The 17229-nt window shown below is 64.1% G+C and carries 12 protein-coding genes; 7 read left to right on the top strand and 5 right to left on the bottom strand.

Going from position 1 to position 17229, the window contains the following annotated elements; translation table 11 throughout:
* Positions 1 to 552 precede the first annotated feature (552 nt).
* From recJ to HMPREF1023_RS12740, 3 genes are read left to right on the top strand one after another with little or no spacing between them, the layout of a single operon-like run.
* On the top strand, positions 553 to 3921 hold the full coding sequence (recJ, locus tag HMPREF1023_RS12750) for a single-stranded-DNA-specific exonuclease RecJ (protein ID WP_009306833.1): 3369 nt from the start codon (positions 553 to 555) through the stop codon (positions 3919 to 3921).
* A gap of 21 nt (positions 3922 to 3942) precedes the next feature.
* Positions 3943 to 6351: a bifunctional (p)ppGpp synthetase/guanosine-3',5'-bis(diphosphate) 3'-pyrophosphohydrolase gene (locus HMPREF1023_RS12745; RefSeq protein WP_009306831.1), complete on the top strand. Its 2409-nt coding sequence runs from the start codon at positions 3943 to 3945 to the stop codon at positions 6349 to 6351.
* Complete coding sequence (locus tag HMPREF1023_RS12740) at positions 6348 to 7004, top strand: MBL fold metallo-hydrolase (RefSeq protein WP_009306829.1); 657 nt, start codon at positions 6348 to 6350, stop codon at positions 7002 to 7004. The genes HMPREF1023_RS12745 and HMPREF1023_RS12740 overlap by 4 nt, the downstream gene beginning before the upstream one ends.
* 46 nt (positions 7005 to 7050) lie before the next feature.
* On the opposite strand, the gene HMPREF1023_RS12735 is transcribed toward HMPREF1023_RS12740, so the two are convergent.
* Positions 7051 to 8199, bottom strand: coding sequence for a NarK/NasA family nitrate transporter (locus HMPREF1023_RS12735; RefSeq protein WP_009306828.1), 1149 nt, complete (start codon positions 8197 to 8199; stop codon positions 7051 to 7053).
* A gap of 288 nt (positions 8200 to 8487) precedes the next feature.
* On the opposite strand from HMPREF1023_RS12735, the gene HMPREF1023_RS12730 reads away from it, so the two are divergent.
* Positions 8488 to 9540, top strand: coding sequence for an inorganic phosphate transporter (locus HMPREF1023_RS12730; protein WP_009306824.1), 1053 nt, complete (start codon positions 8488 to 8490; stop codon positions 9538 to 9540).
* A gap of 11 nt (positions 9541 to 9551) precedes the next feature.
* Complete coding sequence (locus HMPREF1023_RS12725) at positions 9552 to 10181, top strand: DUF47 domain-containing protein (protein WP_009306822.1); 630 nt, start codon at positions 9552 to 9554, stop codon at positions 10179 to 10181.
* Between the two features lie 125 nt (positions 10182 to 10306).
* Here the strand turns inward: HMPREF1023_RS12725 and HMPREF1023_RS12720 are convergent, their stop codons facing one another.
* Positions 10307 to 11260, bottom strand: a complete 954-nt coding sequence (locus tag HMPREF1023_RS12720) for a trimeric intracellular cation channel family protein (RefSeq protein ID WP_009306820.1) — start codon at positions 11258 to 11260, stop codon at positions 10307 to 10309.
* 7 nt (positions 11261 to 11267) lie between these two features.
* Positions 11268 to 12266: a zinc dependent phospholipase C family protein gene (locus HMPREF1023_RS12715; RefSeq protein WP_009306818.1), complete on the bottom strand. Its 999-nt coding sequence runs from the start codon at positions 12264 to 12266 to the stop codon at positions 11268 to 11270.
* A 144-nt stretch (positions 12267 to 12410) separates the two neighbouring features.
* On the opposite strand from HMPREF1023_RS12715, the gene HMPREF1023_RS12710 reads away from it, so the two are divergent.
* The gene (locus HMPREF1023_RS12710; protein ID WP_035579014.1) at positions 12411 to 13637 is read left to right on the top strand and encodes an MFS transporter; all 1227 of its coding nucleotides are present in this window, start codon (positions 12411 to 12413) and stop codon (positions 13635 to 13637) included.
* A 61-nt stretch (positions 13638 to 13698) separates the two neighbouring features.
* Here the strand turns inward: HMPREF1023_RS12710 and HMPREF1023_RS16120 are convergent, their stop codons facing one another.
* Complete coding sequence (locus tag HMPREF1023_RS16120; RefSeq protein WP_009609324.1) at positions 13699 to 13827, bottom strand: hypothetical protein; 129 nt, start codon at positions 13825 to 13827, stop codon at positions 13699 to 13701.
* A 555-nt stretch (positions 13828 to 14382) separates the two neighbouring features.
* Here HMPREF1023_RS16120 and HMPREF1023_RS12705 point away from each other — a divergent pair.
* Entirely contained in the window at positions 14383 to 15564 is a 1182-nt protein-coding gene (locus HMPREF1023_RS12705; RefSeq protein WP_009306813.1) for a helix-turn-helix domain-containing protein, read from the top strand.
* A 22-nt stretch (positions 15565 to 15586) separates the two neighbouring features.
* On the opposite strand, the gene HMPREF1023_RS12700 is transcribed toward HMPREF1023_RS12705, so the two are convergent.
* Positions 15587 to 16993 (bottom strand): sodium:solute symporter, encoded by a 1407-nt coding sequence (locus HMPREF1023_RS12700; RefSeq protein WP_009306811.1) that lies wholly within the window; start codon positions 16991 to 16993, stop codon positions 15587 to 15589.
* Positions 16994 to 17229 lie beyond the last annotated feature (236 nt).

Raw genomic sequence — 17229 nt, 5'->3', positions numbered from 1 at the left:
GGGTAATGGAAGAGCAAAAATGATGTTTGATCAGGCGTTATACGTTAGATTCACGTGAGAAGCGCGCTAGATCGGCGCTAGATCCGCGTGGAATTTCCGTTAGATTCGCGCTAGGGCCGTGCGAGGTTTCCGCTAGATCGGCGCGCCGCTCGCCCAGGCGCCTGCATGCCGTCATGCGGGCGATTCGATTGGAGCGCCCCGGTGTTCGTGGGCGCAAAAGGCCACCCATGGCAATTCTGATGGCGATTTTACCGAAGGACGGGCATGCGGGTTGTTCACCACCTGGGGTTTTGCTAGCTGTAGGCGTTGAAGCGTCGAAGAATCGCGCTGGAAATTGTCATGGGTGCCGTTTTGCGCCCACAACGGCGAAGTATGGTCGGCGGGGGTCGCGGAGATGTGCGTTCGCAGCGGGATCGCGGGATCCTGGGGTTGGGATGCGGGATCGCGGGATCCCGCCCGCGCCGCCCGCTCCTTTGCCGGTGACTTCGCCGTGCGATTGTGGGACAATGGGACGTGAACTATTCGAATTCGCGCATGTGAGGTATGAGAGCCATGTCTGCCCAGTTCAAGATCAAAGCGGCCGACCCCGCGTCCGTCGTGCGCCTGGAGCGCGAACTCGGTCTGCCCCGCTTCATCGCAGCGACGCTGGTCGCCCGCGGCATCGACAACCCCGCTGCGGTTCACCGTTTCCTCGCGCCGTCGCTCGAGCGCGACTGGCTGGACCCCTACATCATCCCCGGCCTGTCCGACGTGGCCGATGCCCTGGAAGCCGCCGTCAAGCGCGGCGACCACATCCTCGTGTTCGGCGACTTCGATCTCGACGGCATCTCGGCCACCACCGTGCTCACCCGCGGTTTGCGCGCCCTCGGCGCGCAGGCCACGCCGTTCATCCCGCTGCGCTTCGAAGAGGGCTACGCGCTGTCGCAGGCCGCCATCACGCGCGCGTGCTCGTTCGGCCCCGACTTCATCGTCACGGTGGACTGCGGCATCGCCTGCAAGGCGGAGGCCGCGGCCGTGGTGGAGGCGGGTCTGGGCCTGGCTATCACCGACCACCACGAGCCGGTGGACCTTGTGCCTGAAGGCGTGCCCGTGGCCGATCCGAAGTGCGACGCGAACTGCCCCAGCTCCATCCTGGCGGGCGTGGGCGTGGCCCTGAAGCTGGTGCAGGTGCTGGGCGGCCGTCTGGGCCAGCCGCACCTATGGCGCGACTTCACCGACTTCGCCACGCTGGGCACGGTGGCCGACCTCATGCCCATGCGCGACGAGAACCGCGCCCTCGTGTCCGACGGCATCGCGCGCATGAACGCCGCGCCGCGCCCGTGCATCGCCGCGCTGCTGGCCACCAGCGGCGCGGCCGACAAGCCCGTCAGCGCCACGAACCTCAGCTTCTCCGTCATCCCGCGCCTCAACGCCGCCGGCCGCATGGGCGACGCGCAGCTGGCGCTCGACCTGCTGATGACCGACGACTTCGAGGAGGCGAACCGCCTGGCCACGAAGCTGGAATCGGTGAACGATCAGCGCCGCGCCATCGAAGCCGAGCTGTCCGAGATCGCGAAGGCGCAGGCCGCCGAGATCTACCACGGCCAGCGCGCGCTGGTGGTGTCGGGCGAGAGCTGGCACGAGGGCGTGAAGGGCATCGTGGCAAGCCGCCTGGTGAACACGTACGGCGTGCCCAGCCTGCTGTTCACCATCGACGGCGACGAAGCGCGCGGCAGCGGCCGCAGCGTGGGCCAGGTCAGCCTGTTCTCGGCTGTGGAAAGCGCATCCGACCTGCTCACGCGCTTCGGCGGGCACGATGCGGCCGTGGGCGTCACGCTGCCGGCCGACAAGCTGCCGGAGTTCGAGCGGCGCCTGTGCGCCTACATGGACGCGCTGCCCGAGGGCGCGTTCCATCCGCTCGTGGAAATCGACTCGTGCGTCAGCCTCGATGAGCTGACGCTGGACAACGTGGCGCAACTGGACAAGCTGGCGCCGTTCGGCCAGGAGCATCCCGTGCCCGTGTACCTGGCGCGCGACGTGATGCTGGCGAACTGCCGCGCGGTGGGCGCCGAGAAGAACCACTTCTCGTGCTCGCTGTCCGACGGGCGCGCCACGGTGTCGGGCATCATGTTCCACTGCTCGGACATCGAATCGCTCATGCGCACCGACAGCGTGGTGAACGCCGCGTTCGAGGTGCAGATCGACGAATGGCGCGGCCGCAAGTCGGTGAAGGCCATGCTGCAGTCGCTGGCTCCCGCGCGCACCTGCGGCGCCCTGGAGGCCTGCCTCAACCCCGAGAACCTCAGCTTCGTGGCCGACCTGTACGCCACGAGCGACGCCGAGCTGTGCGCGAACGCGCCGCATCGCCCCGAGGACGTGGAGGCCTACGAGGCGGCCCGCGCGGCGAACCGCGCCTGCTGGGAGCGCAAGGCCGCGGAAGACCCCGCGGCGCTCGAGCAGGCCGTCGTGCGCGCCATCATCGGCGACAAGCCGCTGCACGACGCGCAGCGCGAGATCCTCGCGCATCTGCGCGCCGGGCGCTCCACGCTGGGCATCATGGCCACGGGGCGCGGCAAATCGCTGACCTTCCAGGTGCACGCCGCCACGCGCGCGCTGGCGAACCACGAGGCCAGCCTGTTCGTGTACCCGCTGCGCGCGCTGATCGCCGATCAGGCGTTCCACCTGCGCGAGGCGCTGGACGCGTTCGGTATCGGCGTGATCACGCTGACGGGCGAGAGCACGCCCGACGAGCGCCGCCAGGGCTTCGCGGGCCTGGCCGACGGCACCTACGACATCGTGCTGACCACGCCCGAGTTCCTTGCGTGGCACGCTGACGAGTTCGCGGCCGCGGGCCGCGTGCGCTTCGTCGTGGTGGACGAGGCGCACCATATCGGCCTGGCGAAGGCGGGCCAGCGCGTGGCCTACGCCACCATCGGCGCCGCCATTGCGAAGCTGGCTGGGCCCGGCGGCGAGGCTCCCGCGGTGCTGGCGCTTACGGCCACGGCCGACGACGAGGTGGCGGCCGCCATCAAGCGCGAGCTGCCGGTGGACGCCTGCGTGTACGACCCGGCTTCGCGTCCCAACCTCGAGGTGGACGACCAGCGCAACCTCAAGAACCGCGACGACTACCTGGCGAATCTCATCGCGTCGGGCGGCAAGACGGTCATCTACGTGAACTCGCGCGAGCAGTCGGTTGCCGTGGCGCGCGCTCTGCGCAAGCGGGTGCCCCAGCTGGCGCCGCTCATCGGCTTCTACAACGCGGGCCTCGCACGCGCCGAGCGCAAGCGCATCGAAGAGCTGTTCCGCACCGACGCGCTGTCGGTGCTGGTGGCCACGTCCGCTTTCGGCGAGGGCGTGGACATCCCCAACATCCGCCACGTGGTGCTGTACCACCTGCCGTTCAACGAGATCGAGTTCAACCAGATGAGCGGCCGGGCGGGCCGCGACGGCAAGCCCGCGGGCATCCACCTACTGTTCAACCGCGGCGACTGCTCGCTCAACGAGCGCATCCTGCGCGACATGACGCCCGACCACGACTGCCTGGCCCAGGTGTACCGCCGCCTGCGCAGTCTGCAGCGAGAGATGGGCGAGTGCTTCTTCACCATGGGCAACGCCGATCTGGCCGCGGCGGCCAGCACCGATGCATTCCCTATCAGCCCCGCCTCGGCAGCGTGCGGCGTGGCGGTGTTTCGCGAGCTCGGGCTTATCGAGACGCACACCGCGTTCGGCGCCGACGGCATGGCGCGCTCCATCCACGTGGTGGAGACGCAGGACAAGGTGGAGTTGACGGACAGCGTACGCTACCGTGAAGGTTTGGGGGAGCGCGAGGTGTTCCACGCGTTCCGGGACTGGGCGATGAAGAGCGATTCTGCTACCCTCCATATACGCGTGTCGCGGCCCATTTTGCCGGGTGACGCGGCAGGCGACGCGCGCGAGCGCTAGGGCATAGGGAGGACGACCAAAATGGGCAAGAGCAACCATGAGGAGCTGCTGGGCGGCGCGCCCGAGGCGACGTCGAACAAGCAGACCGTGGAGGACAACCTGCTGGGCCGGCCGCACGTGGCCGAGAAATCGTTCGCGCCCGAAGCCAAGAAGGACGCCCTCGCGCCGAAGACTCCCGAGGAGCGATTCGCCGAGCTGCAGCGCCTGACCTCGGTGTACCTGTCCGAGGACGACGAGGCCATGCTGGCGAAGGCCTTCCGATTCGCAAGCGAGGCGCACGAGGGCCAGTGCCGCAAAAGCGGCGAGCCGTTCGTGGCACATCCCGTGGAGGTGGCCATCATCCTGGCCGACTTGCGCATGGACGTGGAAACGCTGTGTGCAGCGCTGCTGCACGACACCGTGGAGGACACCAGCGTGACGCGCGACCAGGTGGAAGCGGAGTTCAATCCCCAGGTGGCACAGCTGGTGGAGGGCGTGACGAAGATCACGCGCATCGAGGTGGAAAGCCTCACCGACGAGCAGGCCGCCACCATCCGCAAGATGTTCGTAGCCATGAGCAAGGACATCCGCGTCATCGTCATCAAGCTGGCCGACCGCCTGCACAACATGCGCACGCTGGGCGCGCTGCGTGAAGACCGCCGCATCTTCAAGGCGCGCGAGACGCTGGAGATTTACGCGCCCATCGCGCACCGTCTCGGCATCAACAACATCAAGTGGGAGCTCGAGGACCTGTCGTTCTACTATCTGGAACCGAACAAGTTCAAGCAGATCAGCCGCATGGTGACTGAAAGCCGCTCTGAGCGCGAGGGCTATCTCGACCAGATCATCTCCATCTTGCACGACGAGATGGAAAAGGTGAACATCCAGGCGCAGATCATGGGCCGCCCGAAGCACCTCTACTCCATCTACCAGAAGATGACGAAGAAGGGCAAGGGCTTTTCGGAGATATACGACCTCATCGCCGTGCGCGTTATCGTGAAGTCGGTGAAGGACTGCTACTCGGCTCTGGGCGCGGTGCACACGCTGTGGCATCCGATGCCCGGCCGTTTCAAAGATTACATCGCCATGCCGAAGTTCAACATGTACCAGAGCCTGCACACCACGGTCATCGGGCCGGCGGGCCGTCCGCTGGAGGTCCAGATCCGCACCGAAGACATGCACCGGCAAAGCGAGTACGGCGTGGCGGCGCACTGGCGCTACAAGGAGAAGGGCGGCAAGAGCGGCGACGCGCTGGACCAGCAGCTGGCGTGGCTGCGCCAGATGGTGGACTGGCAGGACGAGTCGCAGGATTCGCGCGAGTTCCTGAAGGACCTGAAAGTGGATCTCGCGCCCACCGAGGTGTTCGTGTTCACGCCGAAAGGCGAGGTCATGAGCCTGCGCGCTGGTTCGACGCCGGTCGATTTCGCCTACGCCATCCACACCGAGGTGGGCAACCACTGCGTGGGCGCGAAGGTGAACGGCGCCATCGTGCCGCTGACCTACGAGCTGCAGCTGGGCGACCGCGTGGACATCCTCACGCAGAAAAGCGCCAGCCCTTCGCGCGACTGGCTGGGCATCGTGAAAACGCCCAGCGCGCGCAGCAAGATCCGCTCGTACTTCAGCAAGGTCAGCCGCAGCGACGATTTGCAATTCGGCCGCGACAAGCTGACCCGCGAGATGCGCAAGCACGGTCTGGGCATATCCAGCGCCCAGTCGATGCGCGCCCTCAAGTCGGTGGCCGACCACATGGGCTACAAGGACGCCGACGACATGCTCGTGCACATCGGCACCGGCAAGGAAAGCGCCCAGCACGTGGCGAACCGTCTGCTGAAGATCCTCGTGGACAAGGGCCACGAGGCCGAGACCGCCATGGACTACGTGGCAGGCGACATGTCCACCGGCAAGATGCCGCCGATGCTGACCAGCGTGAAGGCGCCGAAGAAGCACGAGGCGCACACGTCGAACGGCGTGGTGGTGAAGGGCGTGGACGACGTGCTGGTGCGCCTGTCGCGGTGCTGCAACCCGGTGCCGGGCGACGAGATTCTCGGCTTCGTGACGCGCGGCCGCGGCGTGTCGGTGCACCGCGCCGACTGCCCGAACGCTCAGGATCTCAAGCAAACCCCCGAGCGTATCATCGAGGTGGCCTGGGAGAACGATCTGCCGAAGAACACGTCGTTCAAGGTGGAGGTGTTCTTGGACGCGCTCGACCGCATGAACCTGCTGCGCGACGTGGCCATCATCCTGTCGGAGCAAGGGGCGAACGTGCTGTCCAGCTCCACCACGTCGCATCGCGACGGCATGGTGGAGATGCGGTTTTTGTTCCAGGTGTCCGATATCAACCATATCGATATCGTACTGAGCAAACTGCGCGGCATCGAAGGAGTGTTCGACGCGCGCCGCATGGTTCCCAAGGCCGGCGGCGGCAAGAAAAAGACTAGGAGCGACGCATGACCAATAAGGTGAAGGGCACGTGCGTGCCCGTCGAGTACCTCGTGCTCGGCATGCTGGAGAACAACGTGTACATCATTTCCGACGGCAAGGCCACCATCGTGGTGGATCCCACGTGCAAGCCCGACGAGATCATCAAGGCGGCGGGGGGCTCGGTCGACGCCATCATCCTCACGCATCGCCATTCGGACCACGTGGGCGCTGCGAAGGAGCTGCGCGACAAGACCGGCGCCACGGTCATCGCCTCGGCCATCGACGCGCCCATCATTTCGGGCGAGAAGAAGCTGCCGCGCGACGACATGCGCTTCACGCCGTGCCCGGTGGATCATGTAGTGAACGACGGCGACATTCTCAAGATCGGCGACATGCCGTGGAAGGTGATCCTGACGCCGGGTCACACCGAGGGCGGTATCTGCCTGTTCATCGACCCGCGCTTCGGCACGAACCCTGAAGGCGCGCCGGTGCTGATTTCGGGCGACACGCTGTTCTGCGGCTCCATTGGCCGTACGGATTTCCAGGGAGGCGACATGAACGCTATGCGCCGCTCGCTGAAGCGCCTGGCCGTGCTGCCCGACGAGACGGTGGTCCTGCCCGGCCACAACAGCACCACCAAGATCGGCAACGAACGCAAAAGGGTGTTCGCTTACTACGCGTAGGGGGTCGCGGCTTACGCTCAGGAGACGGATTGCGCGCTCCGTGCCCTCAGGATGACCGAGTCTTCCTCCTCATGACCAGCGAAATCGCCAGGCAGGCGAGGGCGAAGGCGCCGAAGGCGGCAAATCCGGGGACGCTCGTGCTGAACAGCAGCGTCGATGCCGACAGCACGAGCGGCGGAAAGAAGCCGCCCAGGCCGCCCATCATGGCCACGATGCCGTTGGCAATCCCGGCTTGCTTCGTGAAGTACGCAGGCACCAACTTGAACACCACGCCGTTGCCGATGCCGCATGCGATGCTGACCAGATAGATGCCCGCCAGGTACACGGGCAGCCCCGGTGCCGTGGCCAGCACCGCGGCGCCTGCGGCGAGGCCTGCGAACACGAGGGCCAGCAGCCGATAACAGTCGAACCGGTCGCCCAGCCAGCCGCCCAGCACGCGGATGGCGGCCGCCGCCACGATAAACACCGAGGTGGCCACGCCTGCCGACACGCCGTCCATCCCGTAGTGCGACGTGAGAAAGTTCGGCAGGTACACGGTCAAGGCTACGAAAGCGCCGAATGTCACGAAGTAGAACAGCGACAGGAACCACAGGCGCGCGTCGCTCCAGACGGCGCGCAGCTGCTCCATGACCGGCGTCTTCACACGCGGTTCGTCGCGATCGCCCAGCACGAAGTTCAGCACGATGAACGCCGCCAGCAGCACGAGGTACAGCTTGACGGCCATGCGCCAACCGAAGGCAACCGCGGCCACGGGCGCCAACCAGGTGGTCAGCGCCGTTCCCATGTTGCCGAAGCCGTATACCCCGTTCACGAAGCCGTGGCGCTCCTTCGGGTAGTACTTCGGCAGTGAGGTGACGCCCACCGAGAACACTGCGCCGGCGATGCCCAGAAACGTCCCGCCTATGAGCAATCCCTGATACGTGGTGGCCTCGCTCAAAAACCATACGGGCACCACGAGCACGATGAAGCTGGTCAGGAACACGGCGCGCGCGCCGAACAGGTTGGCACAGTAGCCGAAGGGTACGCGCAGCACCGATCCCAGCACCACGGGAATGGCGGTGACGAGGGCTATCTGGTCGGGAGGGATATAGACGTCCTGCTTGATGTACGGAAGCAGCGACGACAGGATGACCCACACCATGAATCCGGCGATCAGATCCGCGGTCTGCAAGGGCAGCTGGAAGCGCCTTCTCATTTCGATTTCCTCCCCCCAGGCGTCGTCGAGCCGTGCTTGCGACGCGGCGACGCGGAAACCTCTTCTTGCGTAACGGTTACTTTATCACGTATCGATAGAGCGGGGGTTAACTCCTACCGATTGCAGGGGTTTTACCTGTAGGCGGTGCCGGGGCGTGACTTTACCTGTATTTTGCCGTTTCGCCCGTAATCCAACGTGAAAAGAGAAAAGAGCCCCTTTCGCTTTGTTAGATTTACGTTAAACTGGGGAATGCTGAACCTTTTTGCTGTTGTTGTCGAGAGGGATTTCGTGACCATAGAGTGGGCTTCGTTCATCGCTGGGCTCGCGTCCAACCCGGTCCTCGTGGTTGTGACCCTGCTCAACATCGGCGTCATCGTCGTGAATGGGGCGACGGACGCTCCGAACGCGATCGCAACCGTCGTATCGACAAGGGCTATGAAGCCGAAGCCCGCCATCGTCATGGCGGCTGTCTGCAACTTCCTGGGGCTGCTGGTGGTTTCTCTGTTTACCGCCGCCGTTGCGCATACCATATTCAATATGGTCGATTTCGGAGGCGACTCCCAGCAGTCGCTCATCGCTCTCATGGCCGCCATGGTGGCCATCATCGTGTGGGGCACCGTGGCCTGGTATTTCGGCATTCCCACCAGCCAAAGCCATTCGCTGATCGCCGGCCTCACGGGCGCGGCCATCGCGCTGCAGGGCAGCTTCGACGCCATCAACGGCGCGGAGTGGATCAAGGTGGTGTACGGCATTCTTTTGTCCACGCTGCTGGGCTTCTTTCTGGGTTGGCTGAACTCCAAAGCGCTTGGACGCGTCTGCCGCAACATGGATCGCAAGAAGACTTCGCGCTTCTTCCGTTGGGCTCAGGTGGCCTCGGGCGCGGGCGTGGCGTTCATGCACGGCGCGCAGGACGGCCAGAAATTCATGAGCATCTTCGTGCTGGCCATCACGTTGGCCACGGGCGTGGGGCAGGCCGATCAAATGATCCTGCCCATCTGGCTCATGTTCTTCTGCGCGCTCAACATGGGGTTGGGCACCGCCGTCGGCGGCGAGCGCATCATAAAAAGCGTCGGCCTGGATATGGTGAAGCTCGAGCCGTTCCAAGGATTCGCCGCCAGCGTGGCAACGTTTTTCTGCCTTATGCTCTCCACCTTTGCCGGCTTGCCGGTTTCCACGACGCACACGAATACGACCGCCATCATGGGCGTGGGCGCAGCGAAGCGGAAAAGCGCGGTGAAGTGGGGAATTGCAATCGATATGGTGAAAACGTGGGTGCTGACGTTTCCGGGGTGCGGTCTGCTCGGATTCGCGTTCGCCCACCTGTTCTTAATGTTCTCGTAAAGGAGGACCCTGTGGGCAAGAGGGACAAGTTCGATTATTTCGATGCGTTCGAGAAACAGACGGAAGTTGCCGTTCAGGAAGCCGAGCTGCTGATCGAGGCCATCGAAAGCTTCACCGAGGCGGAGCATCTCAAAGAGGTCATGGAGCGCGCGCACGAGCTGGAGCACAAGGGCGACGAGATCAACCACGCCATCTTCAAGACGGTTGCTACCGATTTCATCACGCCTATCGAGCGCGAGGACATCATCAACATGTCCCAGTACCTCGACAACATCATCGACTACATCGAAGACGTCATGCAACGCTTCTACATGTACGACGTGCATTTCATCCATCATGATGCGCTGGAGTTCGCTCACCTCATCAAGAAGAGCTGCGTGGCGCTGGACAAGGCCATGGAGGATTTCCGCAATTTCAAGAAGTCCAAGATGTTCAAGCAGCTCATCATCGACGTGAACGATTACGAGGAAGAGGCCGATCAGCTGTACATGACGGTCATTCGCAAACTGCATACGCACGACCGCGAGAACCCCATGCGCGTGCTGGTGTGGTCGCAGATATTCGACCGTATGGAGAAGTGCTGCGACTCGTGCGAGCACGCCGCCGACACGATGAACTCCATCCTGCTGAAGAACGTGTAACCGAAGGAAAGCGTGTCGAAGGGACGGGGGATTTGACACGCTTTTTCCCGTTTTGCGAGGCGCGGTGTCGCGAGCGTGTCAGATCCCCCGTCCCTTTGACACGCGCTGGACACGGTGGCTTGGTTTTAGCTTCTTGGCTCGAAGGGGTCGCGAGGTTTCTCTTCTTCGCCGCCCATGATGCGGTGGAGCTCCTCGCGGTCCACGATGATGCGGTCGCTGGGGTCGCTGGCTGCGGCGGTGCCGGCCGACGATCTGGCCGCTTGCGAGTCGGATGCGGCAAGCTTGTCGTCCTTGCTGCGCTCGGCCACGTACTCGCCGTTCATGCGCGCCCAGAACGCACGCAGCTTCTCGTAACCGTGCCGCTCCTTGTCGCGCTCCACCTTGCCCTTGGGCGGTCGCACGCGATTCGCCACCGAGCGTACCGGCTTCGATACCGCGCGGGTCACCACGTCGGAGTAGTCGCGCGGCGGCTTCGTGCGCCAGCCGAAGAATAGCGACGCGTAGCGCAGCCCCAGCACCAGCACCACGCAGGACAGCGCGGCGTAGTTGTCCAGGATGTGGTTCTGGCTCATCAACGCGTACACGATGCAGCCCACCAGCGCGGCGCTGCCGTACAGCGCGCCGGCCTGGAACGCCTCGGGCTCGCGGTTCATGCAGATGTCGCGCAGGATGCCGCCGCCCACGGCGGTGATGGTGCCCAGGATGATGGACGGGATGATGTCGAGCCCCGCCGACAGGCTCTTGCTCACGCTGATCACGGCCCACAGCGCTACCGACAGGTTGTCCAACAAGTCGACGATGGGGTCGAGATAGGTGGCCAGCTTACCGAAGTAGAACACCACCACGCCCGCGATGGCGCAGGCGATGATCAGCGTAGGCTTCTGGAACGCGTAGATACCGTAGTTCTGCAGCAGGATGTCGCGCATGATGCCGCCGGCCAAACCGGTGATGATGGCGATGCACGCCACGCCGAATATATCGTAGCGTGCGCGCACCGCGCTCATGGCGCCGGACAAGCCGCCGGTCAGCGCAGCGGCAAGCTCCAGCCAGAAGGGGATGGTGAGGGCGACGTCCAGCATGGGGCGCTTACGCTTCGTCGGCGGGCTGCGGCTGCGCGTCGGCAGCGCCGTCCTCGACCGACACCACGAGCGCCACAACGGGTTCGCCCGAGAAGTCTCGCTCGTTGGTGATGGCGCGCGCTGCTGCGAGATCGAATCCGTCCTCGTCGAATGCGAACAGGTTGTCTTGCGCTTTTCCCAGCGCCTCATCGAAGAGATCCCAGAAGCTTGCGGTGCTCATGTCTCCCGTGAACGGGTTCTCCCACGCCTCGCGGGCACGGTTGTCGAACTGGCTTTCGGTAAGCGCGACGGGGCGGTGGCTCATCGACTTGTAGAACGAGAAGGGGCGCAGCAGTTCTTCGACGCGCCCGAAGAGGGCGCGCTTGCGGCCGGAGGGCGAGTAGAACACGCGCTGCGCCACGCGGAAGTCCTTGACGGCCGTCTCGAACAGGTCGGCGGGGACGATCTCGCCGTACACGGTGAGGGCGACGTAGGCGTACATCTTCGAGATGACGTGCAGCGCGAAGTTGCTGGCGTTGAGGATTTCGGCGGAGGGGTTGAACGTGGCGATGGTCTCGCCGCGCTTCTCAAACAGAACCAGTTCGTCCAGTTCGCTCTCGATCGTGCCGTGCACTTCGCTTCCGTCGGCGCGCGTCAGGCCTGGAACGCCGGCGTCGCACAGCCGGTACTCGTGGAAGTACACGAACGGGTGCATCGTGGAGTCCAGCGTGTAGTGGCAGAGGAAACCCAGCGCGTAGGCGCGACCCACTTCGCGCTCGGCGCTGTTGAGGATGCCGAGTGAGTTTTTGAGCGCGGTTAGAAGCTCGCTGGGCTTTTTGTTGTGCATAGTCGAGCCCAGTCGGTTGTGCGCGCGCAACTGCGGACTGAGTACCAGGTAAAACAGAGGGTCGGGGCCTTGGTTGCCCAACAGGAAGGCGTCGGCTTCGTCGCGCGAGCCGCCTATGAAGGTGTACAGGCGGTCGTAGACGTCGCGCCCGAAGAAGTCGTGGGTGATGAGTGCGGGCATGGGGATGACGCTCCGTTCTGACTTGAATTTTACCGGTGACGCTACGCGCTATCATATACAATGAGCGGGGACTTGTTAACCTTCGGTTTCGCACTTGTGAAGAAGGAATCCCAAGTTGACGCAAACGAGACGAGAGGCAAGGCCATGGCAGGCAAGCTGACCAAGCAGGAGAAAAGCTGGATCCTCTACGATGTGGGCAATTCGGCCTTCGTGCTGCTTGCGACGGCGCTGATCCCCGTGTATTTCAAGACGCTAGCCGAACCGGGTTCGTCGGTTGTGGTGGCGTGGGGCTATGCCGAGACGGTGGCGTCGCTTCTGCTGGCGCTGCTCATGCCGGTTCTGGGCAGCCTGGCCGACCTCAAGGGCAACAAGAAGAAGTTCTTCATCGGAACCGTGGGCACGGGCGCCATCGCCTTGGCGGCGCTGGGCATCCCGTCGGCTGCGCTGGCTTTCCTCGTGATCTACGTCGTCGCGTCCATCATGCTGAACGGCTCGATGGTGTTCTACGATGCGTTCCTCGTGGATGCCACCACCGATGAGCGTTACGACGAGGTGTCGTCGCAGGGTTACGCCTGGGGCTATATCGGCTCGTGCGTGCCGTTCATCCTGTGCCTGATCGTGGTGCTGGCAGGGCCCAGCGTGGGTATCCCCATGGACATCGGGATGAAGATCGCGTTTCTGATCACGGCCGTTTGGTGGGTGGCGTTCAGCGTGCCCCTTATCCGCGATGTGCATCAGACGCACTACAAGGAACGTGCTCCTCGCTTGATCCGCGACACGTTCGCCGGCCTCTTCCGCACGCTGAAACGTATTTGGAAGGATCGTCGCCTGCGCTACTTCATGCTAGCGTTCTTCTGCTACATCGACGGCGTGCACACCATTATAAAGATGTCCACAAGCTACGGCACCGACCTCGGCATCGATGCGACGCAGCTGGTTTTGGCGCTGTTGGTGACGCAGTTCGTGGCGTTCCCGTCGGCCATCGCCTACGGGCGTCTGTCCACAAGATTCGGCACGAAGCGCATGCTGCTGGTAGCTATCGGCGCGTACTTCTGCATCACGCTGTTCGCGGCGTTCTTCCTGCGCGAGGCCGCGGAGTTCTGGATGCTGGCCATCTGCGTGGGGTTGTTCCAGGGCGGCATCCAAGCGCTGTCGCGCAGCGAGTTCGGCAAGCTCATTCCGAAGGAGCACGCCAACGAGTACTACGGCTTCTTCGACATCTTCGGCAAGTACGCTGCCGTCATGGGCACGTTCCTGGTCAGCTTCTTCACCCAGCTGTCGGGCAACTCGTCGTTGGGCGTGCTGTCCATCGCCGTGCTGTTCGTGCTGGGCTTCGTGCTGCTGTGGAGGATGCCTGAAAAGCAGGGGTAGAGCGCGCGGCGCGCGGGTTTTACGGCCTCCGCGGCGCGGGCGGCTGGTCTCCGGTTGGGGCTCAGCGGGTGCGGCTGATCGGATACATGGTGCGGCTGCTCTCCGAGAACAGACAGGCCACCAGCACGAATGCTCCTATGATGACGGTTGCGCCGACGGCTTTGCAGGCGATGCTCAACGGTTTGCTCATGGCGATCTCCTCGTATCGTGCGTTCACGGGTTCAACTATACCGTGAGCGCATGACGGACGCCTTGACCGCCGCTTACACTCAGCTTACGTCTTCGTAAGACGAGGGTTCCCGGCAAAGCGCAGGTGTGAGGTCGCGTGGGGAAGCGACGTTTCCGCCCTCTGTCGAAAGGATTCCCGTTCGGGTGCCTCTCGCTCGGGGCGGTTGCGGACTGTATGCGGAGCTGGGCGCAAAGCGGCACCCATGGCAAAGTTTGCCGTCACGAACTGGCGAATTCTCGAATCAGCGAAGTTGCGACCAGGCATTATGGTGGGTGACGCCCGTGTTTGCGGGTGCGAGCAGCTCGAAAACGCTTGCGAAATTGTCATGGGAAGCATTTTGCGGCCACGTCGGCAGGATGACCTAGCTCCTGAGGGTCGCCTCTTCGAGATCGAGGCCGGGGGAGCCTTCCGGTTCGCACGCGTAATTCTCGTCAAGCGCGGCCGGTCGTCCGTACGCGCTCCTCGCGATGCGGTATCATGCGTACCGTATCGCATCTTCTTGGAAGATCGCTTCTCATGCGCGATGGGACGGAGGGGCTGTTGGTTACCGTTGCGGACATTATCGCATTGCCGGCGTTCAAGAACGTGGAGCTCGCCGCTCCCTGCGAGGGAGCGGAGCGGCGCGAGGTGCGCAACGTGGGCATCCTCGACTGTCCTCCCGACTACAACGAATACAGTGTATACGTGGCGGGCGAACTCATCCTCACGAACCTCGGGTTCGCGTTCGGCAACCCTGGCATGGCCGAGAAGTCGCTGCTGACGATGCTGCGCCGCGACGTGGCCGCCATCGCCGTCAAAACCGTCTACGAGCCTCCCATCAGCGACGCCGTGCGCAAGGAAAGCACGGCGCGCGGGGTGCCGCTTTATCTGTACGACGGCGCTTACCACGAGACGGTGGCGTACCAATCGCTCGATCTGCTGCAGCGCGATCGCGACGAGCTGGACAAGGGCAAGGCCCTCGACGAGCTGCTGACCGCCCACGACGGCGACCGGGTGCGTACGAGGCTGAGCGCGCTCGTGGGCGTGACGGGCTCGAAGCTGCAGTGCTTCGCGTTCGCCCTGCGCGCGGGCGACCCGTGCTCATTCTACGCCATGCTCGACTCGGTGTCCTCTGGGCTGGGGACGGTGAGGGACGGGTGCGCGATCGTCGAGTCGGCCAGCGTGTGCCGCTACCGCGATCATATCCTGGCGTTCGTATCCTACGGCTCGGCCAGCGATGAGGAGCGGGCGGCCGCCGAGCGCCGCTGCATCGCCGTGACCTCGGTGGAAGGCAGCCTGCACTGCGGCGTGAGCGAGGCGGTGCACCTGTGCGATGGCGACCTGGCTATCCGCCAGGCGCTTGCCGCAGCCGCGAGTGCGCAGCGCCACGGCGAGCAGCTGGCGCGTTGGTCGGGCCTGCACCTGTCGGCATTCGCCAGCGCCGCGCGCTACGACCGCCTGTTCATGAGCGCGAGCGAGCTGTACCGCTCGATGCTGGCCGGCTATGACGACGAGCACGGTACCGAGCTCGTGCGTACGGCCGAGGCGCTGGTGAACTGGCACGGCGACGTGAAGGCTATCGCCGAGGAGCTTCACCAGCATCCGAACACCGTGCGTTACCGCATGCGCAAGATGAAGGCCGTGTTGGGCATTCCCCATGAGGACGACAAGGTGTTCATTAACCTGCTCAGCCTGGTGTTCCTGCCCGAGTTGGGGTGAGGCAAGGGAACGGGTTCACGCCTCATTCAAACGGCGAGGGCACCTTCTGCTTGCTGAGAAGGTTCGCCGCTGCGTACGCTACGAGCCCCGACGCCATGCCTGCGACGATGGGGACTGAGCTTGCTGTTCCCACGACGACGAAGCAGCCCGTCACCGCCACAGTGCTCGCGCCCAGCGCGTACAGCCCTGCCTTCGGGCTGAACCGCTTGAGCACGAAACTGGCCACCAGCGGCACGAACACGCAGCCCGACAGGTAGCCGTAGCAGATGTCGATGCCCACCAGCACGTCGTTGATCCACAGCGAGCACACCATCACCACCACGCCGATGAGCAGGGCGAACAGACGCGTGATGGTCACTTCCTTGAGATGCGTCGTCCTCCGGGCCGCCCCCTTGCGAACGAATCGCAGGTACAGGTCGTTGTATAGGATGGTGGACGATGCCAGGATGGTGCCGCTCGACACCGACATCGTGGCCGCCATCGCCGCCGCCAAGATCAGCCCGCGCACCCCGACCGGCAAGAACGTGGACACGCCCACCACGAACGCGTTCTGCGGGTTGTCCAGATGGGGCAGCAGCACGAACACGCTCATGCCGATGACGACGGTGGCCAACGCGTAGAAGACGCTGTACACGCCCGCGCAGACGGTGCCCGTTTTCGACACCTTCTCGTTCTTCGCGGTGAAGATGCGCTGCCAGATGTCCTGGCCGATGATGAGCCCTGGCACGTACAGCACGATGTAGGCGAAGCTCTTGTCGAAGCCCATGCTGCCCACCGACAGGTACGTCTCGGGCACCTTGCTGACGAGCGCGTCCCAGCCGCCCGCCGCCGAGATGCAAAAGATGGGGGCCAGGATGAGGATGCCCACCGTTTTCACCACGAACTGCACGATGTCGGTCATGGTGACCGACCACATGCCTCCCACGAACGTGTACAGGATGACGATGCCGCCTCCTACCAGCATGGACAGCGTGGCGTCGATGCCCGTCACGCCGTTGATGATGGTGCCGATGGAGATGACCTGCACCACGCTCAGCGTGAGCGTGTAGATGAGCGTGAGCGCCGAGCTGAACACGCGGGCGATGGGGCCGTAGCTGCTCTCCACCACCTCGTTCACGCTGAGAGCGCGCAGCTTCGAAAGCTTGCTGGTAACCAGGAAGCCGGCCGCGACGAGCTCCAGTCCGATGCTCAGGTTGAGCCAGATGCCGCCGAGCCCGAACTCGTAGCCCAGCTGGGCGCTGCCGATAGTGGAGCCGCCGCCCAGCGTGAGCGCGGCCATGCAGCCGAAGAACAGGGGAAACGACAGCCGCCTGCCGGCCACGAGGTAATCTTCCTTCGTTTTCGCGAACCGCGCCGCGATGAAGCCGATGGCCACGATGACGATGAAGTACAACGCGATGATGACGTAGTCGATAGGCGATAGAACCATCTGCGACCCCCGCTCCGTTGGAAGAACCCGCTTGCGCGCTTTCATCCTAGATTCCCGTTGCCCTGTGTCCCTTGTTCGGTCGGACAAAGCGCGCGGCTCGGGTTTTGTCCGACTGTCCAGAGGGGCTCCCTCTCGCCGCTGCGTATGATGCTTCTCGTAACCTGGCCTGCCAGGAGGGGTCGCACCATCGGGCGCGGCGTCCGTCGGGGATTAGGGCGCAAGAGCATCCATCGAAA

Origin of the sequence: Eggerthella sp. 1_3_56FAA, from assembly GCF_000185625.1 — a bacterium.
GTDB classification, from domain to species: Bacteria; Actinomycetota; Coriobacteriia; order Coriobacteriales; family Eggerthellaceae; genus Eggerthella; species Eggerthella lenta.
The sequence above is the reverse complement of the archived record's forward strand: the minus strand, read 5'-3'. Positions and strand labels throughout refer to the sequence as shown.